Raw genomic sequence first — 13108 nt, forward strand, 5'->3', positions numbered from 1 at the left:
GGGAATCGGCCTCAGCGCCTTCTTCCGTGTGCCCCGACGTTTCCGTCGTTGCGAGCCGCCCATTATAGACCGGCTTATCTGCTTCGTCAACACCTTTTTTCAAGGCCGTTTCACCGAAGTGAACCGTTGTTGCCGATGCCGCTTCGTCGTTCGCCTCAGAGGCTTTCGTCGTTGCGAGCCGCCTATTATGTCAGGCTTTTCGTTTCCGTCAACACCTTCTTTCGAAGGTTGTTGCCGTCGCTGCGGGTGGGTGTTCACCGGGGTGAAGACCGCGTCGCAGCGAGGGAGCGAATACTAAAGACTTCTGAAAATTCGTCAAGCGTTTTCGTCGATCTTTTTCATCAACGCGTCATCCATACGTGCTGCTCATCAACAAGCGCGGCAGCACGCGCGTTGCGCGTGCTGCCGGTGGCTTGCTAACAATGCATCTCCAGTCATCAGGAATGCATGCGATGTCCGCGGTAGGCAAACGTTCGTTGTGGCGCGATCTCTCCCTGCCTGCGGTGATGGCGGGCTTCATTACGGTATTGGTGGGCTTCGCCAGTTCGGCGGTGATCGTGTTCCAGGCCGCACGCGCGGTTGGCGCCGACCAGGCGCAGATCGCCTCGTGGATGTGGGCGTTGGGCCTTGGCATGGGCGTGACCTGTATTGGTCTGTCACTGCGCTATCGGATGCCGGTCGTCACTGCATGGTCCACGCCGGGTGCGGCAATGCTCGTGGTGGGTGCGGGCGCGGTCGGCTACAGCGATGCGATCGGTGCGTTCGTCCTTGCCGCGGTGCTGGGCATGCTCGCCGGCTTCTCGGGGATCTTCGCGAAGTTGATGAAGCGTGTGCCGATGGCGCTGGCCGCGGGCATGCTTGCTGGCGTACTGCTGCGCTTCGGTCTGGATGTGTTCGTCTCGATGGGCACCCAGCTGGGCATGGCATTGGCGATGTTCGCCACCTGGCTGATCGGGCGACGGCTGTTCCCGCGCTATGCGGTGATCGCCACGCTGCTTGTCGGTGTCATGGTGGCGGCCGGTCAGGGCCTGCTTCATATGCAGGACGTGCGGCTGGAGCTGGCCACGCCGGTGTTCACCTGGCCAACGCTGTCGTGGTCGGCGGTGTTCGGCATCGCTCTGCCCCTGTTCGTGGTGACCATGGCCTCGCAGAACATCCCGGGCGTGGCGGTGATCCGCGCCTCCGGCTACGACACGCCGGTATCGCCGGTGATCGGCTGGATCGGGGTGGTCAATACGCTGCTCGCCCCCTTCGGTGCCTTTGGGCTCAATCTGGCCGCAATCACGGCGGCGATCTGCATGGGGCGCGAAGCACACGAGGATCCGGCGCGGCGTTACACCGCAGCCGTAGCCGCGGGCGCCTTCTATATCGTGGTCGGGCTGTTCGGGGCGACGGTGGCGGCCGTGTTCGCCGCCTTCCCCAAGGAGCTGGTGGCCTGCGTGGCCGGGATCGCGCTGTTCGGCACCATCGCCAACAGCCTGGCGATGGCCCTGCGTGAGGAGGCCGATCGCGAGGCGGCCCTGGTGACCTTCCTGGTCACCGCCTCGGGCCTGTCGCTGGCCGGGATCGGCTCGGCTTTCTGGGGGCTGGTGGCCGGCGGCATCTGCCTGGTGGCGTTGCGACCGCGCCCGGTCGCCCACTGACGGGTCACGCGCCTTCAACTACCCGCAGCACGACGAACAGCGCCAGGCCCACACCCAGCGCGAGCCGGCTGGTCCCCCCGCGGCGCACCAGTTCCGCGTTGATCCGCTCCGGCTGCCCGGTAAAACGGGCCTGCGCCCGCGCCACCATGCGGCGGCAATGCCAGCGGTACAGCGCATTGCCGAAGATGCCCAGCGAGAGCTGCACACCCAGCGATAACACGACGCCGCCCACCGCCAGGTCCAGCAGGACCATCGCCATGCCAATGGCGAAATCGGCGATCAGCACCGCCAATGCCACCAGGTACATGCGCCGGTACATGAGCCAGTGGAAGCCAAACAGGACGGCCGGCCAGTGCCACGGGCGCGGCCAGCGGCCACCGGCGTCATCCAGATGCCAGCGACGGGCATACAACGCGAAGTTGTCGCCCACCGCCTTCGCCAGCAGCGGATGGCGGTCATGCACCGCCACGGCCGCATCGATCTGGGCGTCGATCATGGCCTCGTGCATGGCGGTGCTGGGCGCGCGATAAGGATTCCCGGCACTCTCGTCGATCCGGGCCGGGGGCGGAACCGTACTCATAGCGGGCGAACCGCCAGCGTCTGCTGCAACACGTGCTGCGCACCCGGCGCCAGGGTCACCACATCCGGGCCGGCATTGGCCGCCTCCAGGCACACATAGTTGCGCCAGCCGGCCCCGACATCGGCCATCTTGCTGGCGCCCGCCTCGCCCGGGTTCCACGCGACCAGCGAGCGGCTGCCGCTCGTGGTGATCTCGATGCGGCGCTTCAGGCCCGGGTCCTTGAGCAGATAGCGGCCACCGGCCTGGGTATAGATGCGGTCGCTGCGGCCGGGATCGCGCGGGTCGCGCAGGCTCCAGTCGCCCTGCTGCTGGCGCGGGGTCGCGTAGTTCTCGAACTTGTCCAGGTAGGACAGGCCATCCAGGCCTTCCACGCTGACCTGCATCGCATCGCTGACATGGAAGTAGTTGTGCAGGGCCTGGGTGAAGGCGACCGGCTGGCGGCCGGTGTTCTCAGTGATCAGGCGCTGTTCCAGGGTGCGGCCGATCCGCAGTTCCATGCGCAGGCGCAGATCCAGGTTCTCCAGCACCGGCGGGGCCAGGGTCAGCACCATGGTCCCATCGGCCTCGCGACGGGCCTGCTGCAGGGTCCATGGCACGTTGCGGACGAAGCCATGCGAAGGGACGTCACTGCCCTGCCCCTGGCGGCCGAAATACGGCCAGCACACGGGGCTGCCGCCACGGATCGGGGTCGGCAGCGGCTGGGCGCTCGGCGAGAGCCACATCACGTCCTGCCCGCCCTTGGGCACATAGGACAGCAGCTGGCCACCGAACACGCTGATCGCAGCGGTGGCGAACGGGGTCTCGACCCTCCACGCGGGGAAGCCCTGGATGTCGGCCAGGCTGAGTCCGGGCACCTTGGGCAGGGCAGCGCGCGGCGCGGCCGGCGACTGGACGTATTGGGCATGGTTGGGCGGCAGGGTGAACACGGTGGATGCGGGCATGGTCGGTGTGGAAGAAGGAGGAGCACCGCGCAGGGCGGTGAGGATGCGCTGGCCGGCACGGCCATCGGCGGGGGCCCAGCCCAGGCGCTGCTGCTCGGCCTGGATGGCGCGGCGGGTGGCGGTACCGATCATGCCGTCCGCCGTACCGATGTCGTGGCCGCGGGCCAGCAACAGGGTCTGCAGCTCTCGGCGTTCGGTACGGCCGATGCCAGGATCATCGGTTGGCCAGGCGGCGACGATACCCGGGCCACCCCGCATGCGATCGGCGAGGGTGGCGATCGCCAGGGCGTAGCTCTCGGCGGCGTTGTAGGCGTAGATCGCGTCGTAGTTGCGGAACACCAGCCACGCCGGGCCCTTGGCACCGGTCGGGAGCAGCAATGCGGCAGTGCTGTCGGCGGGCAGCCCGGCCGGCGCCAGCGTTCCGCCGGCAACCGGCACGATGCCCAGCGCGCGCCAGTCGGCCAATGGCTTGCGCTGGGTGCGGCCGGCTTGGGCGGTGTTGAAGCCGGCCGGGATCTTCACCTCGATGCCCCACGGCTGCCCGGTGCGCCAGCCGGCCTTCTTCAGATAGTTGGCGGTGGAGGCCAGCGCATCGGGAATGGAGGCGACCAGATCGCGACGACCATCACCGTCACCATCCACCGCGATACGCGCATAGGTAGACGGCATGAACTGGGTGTGGCCGAAGGCGCCGGCCCACGAGCCGGTCAGGCCCTCGGCGCGCAGGTCGCCGGCATCGATCAGCTTGATCAGGGCCAGCAGTTCACCGCGGAAAAAGGGCTGGCGGCGGCCTTCGCAGGAGAGCGTGGCCAGCGACTGCAGCAGCGGGCGCTTGCCGAACACGCGCCCGTAATCGCTCTCTACGCCCCAGACCGCGACGATGGTGGCCGGATCGACGCCGTACTCGGCCGAAACACGGGCCAGCAGATCACGGTGCTCGATCAGACGGGCGCGCCCGTCATCGACGCGCTGGGTATCCACCAGCGCGGCCAGGTAGTCCCACAACGGGGTGGTGAACTCCGGCTGCGCATCCAGCAGCGGCAGCACGCTGGGATCGGGGGTCAGCCCGGCGGTGAGCACGTCGAAACGCTCAGCCGGGATGCCCTGCTTGCCGGCCTGGGCCTTGAGGGTGACCAGGCACGTGGAGAAGGCGTCCGGCGCGGCGACCGCGAGCGAGGGTACGCCGAGCCACAGCCCGGACAACAACAGGGGCGACCATCGCATTGGCGGAATCCTTGCAGCCAGTGGACCTGCATCATAGCGGCAATGCCGCGCAGGTCAGGCCGGCTGCAGCAGGCGCAGGCCGAAGGCGGGATCGGTCGCGTTCCAGTGCGCCGTCACCTGCAGCCCGGCATCCGCGGCCATCCGGGCGAACACCGCATCGGTGTATTTGTGGCTGTACTCCACGGTCATCGCTTCGCCTTCGGCGAAATCGAAGCTCTGCCCATCCAGCTGCACGCGCTGGTCGCGCTGGCTGATCAGCTCGGTTTCGATGCGCAGGCGCGGCACGCTGTAGCGGGCGCGGTGGCGGAAGCCCTCCAGATCGAAATCGCTGCCGATGTCGCGGTTGAGCCGGCGCAGCAGATTGAGGGTGAACTCGGCGGTGACCCCGGCGGCATCGTTGTACGCCGCTTCGATCAGCGCCGCGTCCTTGTGCAGGTCGATGCCGATCAGGGCCATGCCATCCGGGCCCATGGTCTGGCGCATCGCCTTCAACAGTGCGATGGCGTCGTCATGGGCGAAGTTGCCCAGGGTCGAGCCGGGGAAGAACACCAGGTGGCGGGCCGGATCGCGCTGCGGCGATGGCAACTGCACCGGCTGGGTGAAATCCGCGCAGACCGGCAGCATTTCGATCTCTGGCAGCGAGGGCGCGAGCCGGGTGATGCTGTCCAGCAACGCAGCGCGGGAGATTTCGATCGGGGTGTAGGCGACCGGGTCCCGCAGCGCATGCAGCAGCAGTTCGGTCTTGCGCCCGCTGCCACTGCCGAGCTCGACCACATGCAGCCGTGGGCCGACCACCTTGGCAATGTCACGCGCGCAGTCCTGCAGCAGCTGCAGCTCGGTGCGGGTCGGGTAGTACTCCGGCTGCTGGGTGATCTGCTCGAACAGCGCCGAGCCCTGCGCATCGTAGAAGTACTTGGAGGGCAGCTGCCGCGGTGTGGAGGACAGGCCACGCAGGATGTCGGCGGTGATCTGGTCCCTATCCGGCTGCAGATCGGTCAGCGCTTGGAGTGCATCACGGACCGAACTCATGCGGCGTCCCGGGCCAGGCGCAGGCCGGCGAACTGCCACCGGGCCGACGGCGCGAAGAAATTGCGGTAGCTGGCGCGCAGGTGATCTGCCGGGGTGGCGCAGCTGCCCCCGCGCAGCACCCACTGCCCGCACATGAATTTGCCGTTGTACTCGCCGAGGTTGCCCGGGAAGGTGCGGAAGCCTGGATACGGCCCATAGGCGCTGCTGGTCCATTCCCAGACATCGCCGAACAGCTGGACGATGTCGCCCTCCTCCTCCGCGCCGCCCGGGTGCAGCGCATCGGCGTCGGCAAAGCGACCACGCAGGGCGCGGCCGGCCGTCGCCGCTTCCCACTCGAACTCCGTGGGCAGGCGGGCGTCGCACCAACGCGCGTAGGCGTCGGCTTCGAAATAGCTGAGATGACAGACCGGTGCGTGGGGGTCGAGCGCACGCCAGCCGCCGAGGGTGAACTCGCGCGCCAGCGCGTCATCCCAGTACAGCGGGTGCTGCCACTGCTGTTCCTGGCACAGCGTCCAGCCTTCGCTCATCCACCAGCGCGGCTCGCGGTAACCACCGGCCTGCACGAACTGGCGGTACTCCTCATTGCTGACCGGGCGGTTGGCCAGCGCATGCGCGGGCACCAAGGCGCGGTGGACCGGCGATTCGTTGTCATAGGCGAACGTGGGGCGGGTGGGCCAGACCGGCGCGCCGATCTCCACGATCTGTTCGGGACTGCTGAGCCACCGCAGCGGCAGCGCACGGGCCGGCGCCGCGACAAGATCCGCGCGATAGGCCGGCTGCAGCGGGTTGGACCAGAACGCGTGCTTGATATCGGTCAGCAGCAGTTCCTGGTGCTGCTGCTCATGGTGCAGGCCGAGCAGAAGCTGATGCTGGGCCTGCTCGCTCAGATTGCCGGCCTGCAGTGCGGCGAGCACGCGCTGATCGATCTCCGCGCGGAAGTGCAGCACCTCGTCCAGCGTCGGGCGCGAGAGCAGGCCGCGCTGTGGGCGTGCATGGGCCGGGCCAATGCTCTGGTAGTAGCTGTTGAACAGGTAGTGCCAGTCCGCATCGATCGGCGCGTAGCCGGGGCGCGTCGCCAGCACGAAGCGCTCGAAGAACCACGTGGTATGGGCCAGGTGCCATTTCGCCGGGCTGGCGTCGGGCATGCTCTGGACCATGGCATCTTCGGCACTGAGCGGTGCGGCCAGCGCGAGCGTGCGTGCACGCACGGTGGCGTAGCGGACGGCCAGCGGCGATGGCGGGGCGGCAGTGTGCGGTAGTGCGGCAGCGACGGCGGTATTCATTGCGGTGAGGATCGACCAGCCGGGGTGAGTGCCACGTCATGGCACCGCATCGATTCGGTGACATTGCTCAAGTTGAATACGCGCAGGCCGCTACCGGGGAAGACCCATCGCCTGTGTAGTCCGGTTTGCACGCTGCAGCCACGGCGCGCCGGCCACCACGTGGACCCCTTCTTGCGGACGCATCTGCTACGCCAGCCCAGTCACTATCTGTTCGTGCTGCCTGCAGTACTGGTGGCGCTGGGATTGTGGGCCGCCACCCCCGCGGCGGAAGCCGGCAGTTCGGTGCATCGCCTGCTGCCGATGGTGCTGGCCTGCCTGGGTGTCGGCCTGGCGCTGATCTACAACCGCGTCCGGGCGCTGTGCCTGATGCTGGCCATCGCCTCGGCGTTCGCCCTGCTGCATGGTGTGGTCGGCACGTTCCTGCGCGATGGCGTTGTTTCGGCGCTGACCCCACTGATCTTCCACGCGGTGTCGTGGTGGCTGCCACTGCTGTTCCTGCTGCATGGGCTGTGGCCCGAACGCGGACGGCTGCGCCAGGACCTGTTGCTGCGTGGCGTGGTCAGCGGGACGGCCCTCGGCATTTTCCTGCTGATGGCCGCACAAGGCCCGGTCGGCATGCATGCCTTGTTGTCGGACCGCCACCTGCCGTGGCTGCCGAGTGGCTGGAATGCGCTGGCCCAGCTGCCTGCGCTGTTGTTCGCGGTGACGACGGCCGCGCTGGCGGTACAGGCCTGGCGCCAGCCCCGGCCGCTGCACACCGCCCTGCTGATCGCCCTGCTCTGCCTGTGGTGGATGCTGCCACGGGTGTTCGTCTCACCGGCCCTGCTGCCCGCCGTCAGCTGCATGGCGCTGTTGCTGGTCATCTCGGCGATGCTGCAGGAAGCCTTCCACATGGCCTTCCGCGATGAACTCACCGGATTGCCCGGCCGCCGCGCGTTCAATGAATGCCTGCAGCGGGTCGGGGCCACCTACACCATCGCCATGGTGGACGTGGATCACTTCAAGCGCTTCAACGATACCCACGGCCACGATGCCGGCGATGACGTGCTCAAGCTGGTGGCCGCGCGCCTGTCCGAGATCGGGGGCGGTGGCCGCGCATTCCGCTACGGCGGCGAAGAGTTCGCGCTGGTGTTCCTGGATCGCCCTGCCCCGGCCTGCGTGGCGTCGGTGGAGGAAATCCGCGCCAGGATCGAAGGCGTCCGCATGCATCTGCGTGACCGGGCCGCGCGCAGCCGCGACGATGCGGTGGGGCAGCTGCAGCGTGGACGCGGTGGCAGTGGCGAGGTGGTGCAGGTGACGGTGAGCATCGGCGTGGCCGACAGCCGGGTCGCCGACAGCCCGCAGGCAGTGCTCAAGGCCGCCGACCAGGCCCTGTATGCAGCCAAGGACGCCGGCCGCAACTGTGTGCGTGCGCTTGGGCAGCAGGGCACCGTGCCGGTGCGCGCCACCGCGCTGGCTCAGGGCAACGCGTCGAGATAGAACCAGCGGCCGTCTTCGCGGACGAAGCGGCTGTGTTCGAGCATTTTCACCGCACTGCCGCCGCCGACCTTGTAGCGCGCGGTGAAGCGGACCTGGGCGTGGTCGGCATCTGAGCGGGTATGTGCGTGGATCGTCAGCCCCAGCCACTGGGTGCGCTGGCCGGGTGCTTCGTCCAGCGACAGCTCGGCCGGGCGCGTGGACGGGTGCCAGCTGGCCAGCAGGTACGCGGCCAGGTGGCGCACGTAGGCGCTGTAGCGCGAGCGCATCAGCGCTTCGGCATCCGGCGCGGGTGTGCCGGCGTGGTAGAGGCCGCAGCAGGCGGTGTAGGCCAGTGGGTGGCCGCAGGGACAGGGATCGGAGAGGGCGGTGGTCATGGGGGTATTGTCGCGCGATGACCGGGCGTATGCTGGCGCGCCTTCTGCCGCGATGTGCCGCCGTGCTTGAGCTGGTTCCCCCTGAACTGTTGTGGTTGGTGGCGATCGCCTTCATCGCCGGCCTGGTGGATGCCGCCGTCGGCGGCGGTGGGCTGGTGCAGTTGCCCGGGTTGTTCACGGTCCTGCCGCAGCACACGCCGGCGATGCTGTTCGGCACCAACAAGTTCAGCTCGATGTTCGGCACGGCCGCCGCCGCGTTCCGCTACGCGCGCAATGTGCGCTTCCCGTGGCGGCCGGTATTGTTCGCGGCCGGCACGGCCTTCGTGTTCTCCTTCGCCGGGGCCACGGCGGTCAGCCTGCTGCCCAAGGATGCGGTGCGCCCGCTGGTGCTCGTGCTGCTGGTGGCGATGCTCGGCTACACGCTGTGGAAGAAGGACTTCGGTGCCCTGCACCGCCCGCGCGAGATCGGCCGCAAGGAGCTGGTCACCGCGTTGGCGATCGGTGCGGTGATCGGGTTCTATGACGGCTTCTTCGGGCCCGGCACCGGCAGCTTCCTGATCTTCCTGTTCGTGCGCTTCTTCGGGTTGGACTTCCTGCGGGCGTCTGCCGCCTCCAAGGTGGTGAACCTGGCGACCAACGTGGCGGCGATCTCCTTCTTCGTGCCGACCGGCAACATCCTGTGGCTGTTCGCGCTGCCGATGGCCGCGGCCAACATCATCGGCTCGGTGGTCGGCACGCGGATGGCGCTGCGCGGTGGCACGCCCTTCATCCGCAAGCTGTTCGTCGGCCTGGTGGTGGTGCTGATCGCCCGGATGGGCTGGGATACCTTCGGCGGTTAGCCGGACGGGCCAGCCCTGGGGCTGACCCGTTGGTTGCTCAGCGCCTGGGCTTGGCCGGCTTCTTTGCGGCCGCCTTGGGTACGGCCTTGGTGGCCGTCTTCTTTGCCGCTTTCTTCGCCGGTACCTGGGGCGCAGCCTTCTTCGCGCGGGATGCCGGCACGGCTGCCGGTGCGTCCACGCCCTCGACCTCGGCCTCGACGTGGGCGTCCTCGTCGACCGAGGCAGCCATCACCTCGTTGGCCATCACCTCGGGGGCATCCACCACGGCAGGCGCGGCGATCACGGCCGGTGCCGGTGCCGGTGCCGCCGTCGTCTCGCCGGCGCGGGCACGCTCGGGCAGCTTCAGGCGCTTGCCTTCGTCGTCGTACTCGATCAGCAGCACGCCGGAGTCGTGGCGACCGCTGATCTCCACGAAGCAGGCACCGCCGATGAACGGCTCCAGCGTCATCACCGACTTCAGCGGGGTGGCCACGACCATCTGGAACCCGAAGTTGTCGAAGATGTTCATCGCCAGCGCGGTGAATTCGTTGTCGGCCTTGTCGAAGGCTTCATCCAGCACCACCGCCGCGTAGCTGGGCAGCTGGCCGTCGGCGCCACCGAGCTGGTAGCGCAGCGCGGCCGCCAGGCAGGTGGTGGCCAGCTTCTGGCGCTGGCCGCCGGACTTGCCCGCACCGCTGCGGTAGATCTCCACCTGTTGGCGGGTGGCGGCGTCGAGCTCGACGCCGACGAATTCCACATGCAGGCGCACGTCCAGCACCAGCTCGCGCCAGCGCTTGTCCTCGCCTTCCTGCGAGCCGAGCTTGGCGACCAGCTCACGCAGGACCGCGAACTGTGCTTCGGCCAGTTCGCGCTGGTCGGTCTGCTGTTGGGACAGCACGTCGCGCAGGCGCTGGTGGAACTCCAGCACTTCAGGCAGGCGGCGATCGGTGAGTTCGATGGTCAGCAGGGTGCCGCGGTTGAACGGCACCTGCTCCAGCGAGGCATTGACCTCGTCCAGGCGCTGGGCGATCGACTTGCGCGCCTCGGCCGTGTGCCGCTGCAGGGCCAGCAGGTTGTTCTTGCTCTGGCTCTGCAGCAGATCGAAGAAGCGTGCCTCGTGCTGCGGCAGGCCATCGTTCTCCAGCCGTTGCAGGCGGGCCAGGAAATCCTCGGCACTGGACAGGCTGACGGTGAAGTCGCCGCTGTCTTCGGGCCAGGCCTGGCAGTAGCGGCGGAAGCAGCCGAGCAGCAGGTTCTCCAGGCGGTTGTGTTCTGCCTGGGAACCGCCGAGCTGTTCGTTGAGCGTGTTGCTGATCTGCCGGAAGTGGGCTTCCAGGTTCTCCAGGCTGAGCACGCCGAGCACTTTCAGGCGTTCGTCCAGGCCCTGTTGCTGCAGGGGCGTGACCACGCGCTTGGCCAGCGGCGCGCACTGCTCGTGCAGGCGTTCCAGGCGTTCGTGTTCACGGCCAAGCTGGCCGCGCTCCACGCGCACGTCTTCATAGGTGCGTTTGGCCTGGGCCACATCAGCCCGGGTCTTCTCGATCTGTTCGCCCAGCTTGCGCAGATCGGCATTGCCTTCGCGCAGGTCGTGCAGGGCCTGGGCGATGTCGTCCAGGCGCTGCAGCGGTGCGGCCACATCGATCTCGTCCCAGCCCAGCGTGCACAGTTGATGGCAGGCCAGTCGGGCCTTGCCGTCCTGTTCGCGCTGCGCGCGCAGGCCGGCCACGTCGCTGTCGCAGGCGGCGATGCGCTGGGCCAGTTCGATCGCTTCGCGCTCGTACAGGTCCAGCTTGTCGCGGTTGTTGAAGCCCAGCAGCCACCGGCGGCGGTCGCTGATGTTGTGGCGATCGTCCTTCTCGAAGCGCTCGCCCGGGTGTTTGACCTGGCCTTCCTTGGTGATGCCGCGGTCGGTATCGCGCAGATGGCGTGCATCCACGCATTCGTAGTCGAAGCGCTTGCCCAGCTCGCGGCGCAGCCAGCCGGCATAGCCGTGCTCGCGCAGCACCAGCTTGTGCAGCAGCGAACGTGCGCCCGGCTCGCGGCCCTGCAGCGCATCGTCGTTGCGGCGTACGCGGTAGTAGACCAGGCGGGTACCCAGGTGGGTCTGGTTGATCCACTCCGAGACCTGGGCGTGGTGGCGCTCATCGACCAGCAGCGATTGCGCGAAGCCGTGCAGCACGCGCTCGATGGCGCCCTGCCATGCGGCGTCTTCGTCGCGGACCTGCAGCAGTTCGCCGACGAACGGCAGTGCCGCCTCGGGAATGCCGGTATCGCTGCTCAGGCGTGCGCGCAGCTGCTGCATGGGTGCAGGGATGCTGGACGGGGTGCGCTTGAGCGCCTCCAGTTCCGAACGCACCTCGGCGAAGCGGCGTTCGTCGTCGCGCTTGCCGCCCATGCGCTCGGCAATGGCTTCATCCAGCTCGGCCGCAGCGCGCTGGCCATCGTCCAGGCGGGCCTGGGCGCGGGCGAGCTGCTCGGCAAACCCGTGCGCGGTCTCGGCCAGGGTTTCCCCCAGTTCGCGGCTAGCGTGGTTGGCCTGGCTGCGCTTGGCCAGGCGGCGGTCGCGCTCCTGGGCGACACGGCCCTGCTCGCGCTCAAGCTCTTCGATGCGCTCGCCGCCCTGCTGGCGCCGCTGCGCTTCCAGTTCGGCGAGGTGGCTTTCATGGTTGTCCAGCGCGCTGCGGCGCTGGCCTTCTTCGCCGGACAGCCCGCGGTCACGGGTATCCAGTTCCAGCAGGCGCGCCTCGAGCAGGGCCAGGCGACGCTGCTCGCGCACGCCGTCGATGCCCAGCTTCATCTCATCCAGGTCTTCGCGCTGGCGGCGCAGTGCCTGCAGATCGGCGTAGTGGCCGCGTGCGGGCAGCAGGGTTTCGACCTGGCGGCGCGCGGTGACCACGGCCTGATGGGCGCCATCTAGTTCGGCGAAATCATCGACCAGCCGCTCGGCGGCATCGAAGGTGCGCGGTGCATCGAGCATGAAGTCGCGCAGGAACACGTTCAGATCGCCGAGGTTCTTCGCCGACTGCGTCTTGTGCAGCAGGCGCAGCGCCATCTCGTTCTCGATCCCGAGCACGTGGCGGAACCGTTCGGCGTAGCTGGCGAAGCTGTCGAAGTGATGCACATCGCCCAGGCGCTGCTTGAGCTTGCGCAGGTCCAGGTCGAAGCCGCCGAGGTCGCGCGCGATGTCGAAACTGCGCTCGGCCACCATGTAGTGCTTGCGCACATCGGCCGCCGCCGCGCCGTTGCCGGCGATCCAGAACAGGCGCACCAGGCTGACAATGCGGCCGTCATTGCTGCGGTATTCCAGTACCAGCGCGGTCCAGGTAGCGCCTTTACGCAGGTACTGGGTGGCGATTTCGCCGGTGCCGCTGTCCTGCTGGTCGGCCCAGGCGCCACGCACGTAGGAGACCAGGTTGCGGTCGCGGCCACTGCGTTCGGCTTCGCGCGCGGCGGCATTGAAGTCGACCAGGGCCGGCGGTACCAGCAGCGCGGACATCGCATCGAGCAGGGTCGACTTGCCCGAGCCGGAGCGGCCGACGAACAGGAAGCCGCGTTCGGCGATCGGCACTTCGGTCAGGCCGGAGAAGGTGCCCCAGTTGTGGACCTGCAGGCGGCGCATGCGGAACTGCTGCGCGCGCGGGTCGGGCTGGTCGCCGGGGAACAGAGCGGGTGCGGGAATGTGGACGGTCATGGCAGGGCTAGCAATCCAGGCAGGGCAGCGGCGCGCGGGCGCGCGC

General features: G+C 68.3%; 9 protein-coding genes. 3 read left to right on the forward strand and 6 right to left on the reverse strand.

Annotation, left to right across the window (positions count from 1 at the left end; genetic code table 11):
- The first annotated feature begins 452 nt into the window (after positions 1-452).
- Positions 453-1643 (forward strand): benzoate/H(+) symporter BenE family transporter, encoded by a 1191-nt coding sequence (locus AC06E9_RS16935; RefSeq protein ID WP_121043613.1) that lies wholly within the window; start codon positions 453-455, stop codon positions 1641-1643.
- 4 nt (positions 1644-1647) lie between these two features.
- Here AC06E9_RS16935 and AC06E9_RS16940 read toward each other — a convergent pair whose 3' ends face one another.
- The 4 genes from AC06E9_RS16940 to egtB are packed head-to-tail and all read right to left on the reverse strand — an operon-like array spanning position 1648 to position 6700.
- On the reverse strand, positions 1648-2223 hold the full coding sequence (locus tag AC06E9_RS16940) for a DUF2628 domain-containing protein (protein WP_121043616.1): 576 nt from the start codon (positions 2221-2223) through the stop codon (positions 1648-1650).
- Positions 2220-4388 carry a lytic murein transglycosylase gene (locus AC06E9_RS16945; protein ID WP_478056487.1) on the reverse strand — a complete coding sequence of 723 codons (2169 nt, stop codon included), beginning with the start codon at positions 4386-4388 and terminating at the stop codon, positions 2220-2222. The genes AC06E9_RS16940 and AC06E9_RS16945 overlap by 4 nt, the downstream gene beginning before the upstream one ends.
- 54 nt (positions 4389-4442) lie before the next feature.
- A complete protein-coding gene (gene egtD / locus AC06E9_RS16950) occupies positions 4443-5417 on the reverse strand; it encodes an L-histidine N(alpha)-methyltransferase (protein WP_121043622.1) in 975 nt (324 codons plus the stop codon).
- Positions 5414-6700 (reverse strand): ergothioneine biosynthesis protein EgtB, encoded by a 1287-nt coding sequence (egtB, locus tag AC06E9_RS16955; RefSeq protein ID WP_478056488.1) that lies wholly within the window; start codon positions 6698-6700, stop codon positions 5414-5416. Before egtB ends, egtD begins: the two co-directional genes overlap by 4 nt.
- A gap of 171 nt (positions 6701-6871) precedes the next feature.
- On the opposite strand from egtB, the gene AC06E9_RS16960 reads away from it, so the two are divergent.
- Complete coding sequence (locus AC06E9_RS16960) at positions 6872-8179, forward strand: GGDEF domain-containing protein (protein WP_478056489.1); 1308 nt, start codon at positions 6872-6874, stop codon at positions 8177-8179.
- Here the strand turns inward: AC06E9_RS16960 and AC06E9_RS16965 are convergent.
- Positions 8158-8553: a YchJ family metal-binding protein gene (locus AC06E9_RS16965; protein WP_282260690.1), complete on the reverse strand. Its 396-nt coding sequence runs from the start codon at positions 8551-8553 to the stop codon at positions 8158-8160. The two genes, AC06E9_RS16960 and AC06E9_RS16965, sit on opposite strands and share 22 nt — an antisense overlap.
- Before the next feature lie 62 nt (positions 8554-8615).
- Here AC06E9_RS16965 and AC06E9_RS16970 point away from each other — a divergent pair, with 62 nt between their 5' ends.
- Positions 8616-9392: a sulfite exporter TauE/SafE family protein gene (locus tag AC06E9_RS16970; RefSeq protein WP_121044016.1), complete on the forward strand. Its 777-nt coding sequence runs from the start codon at positions 8616-8618 to the stop codon at positions 9390-9392.
- A 37-nt stretch (positions 9393-9429) separates the two neighbouring features.
- Here the strand turns inward: AC06E9_RS16970 and AC06E9_RS16975 are convergent, their stop codons facing one another.
- Positions 9430-13062, reverse strand: coding sequence for an ATP-binding protein (locus tag AC06E9_RS16975; protein WP_282260688.1), 3633 nt, complete (start codon positions 13060-13062; stop codon positions 9430-9432).
- Positions 13063-13108: the final 46 nt, after the last annotated feature.

Source organism: Stenotrophomonas sp. Steno-Z10-BAI (assembly GCF_056393115.1).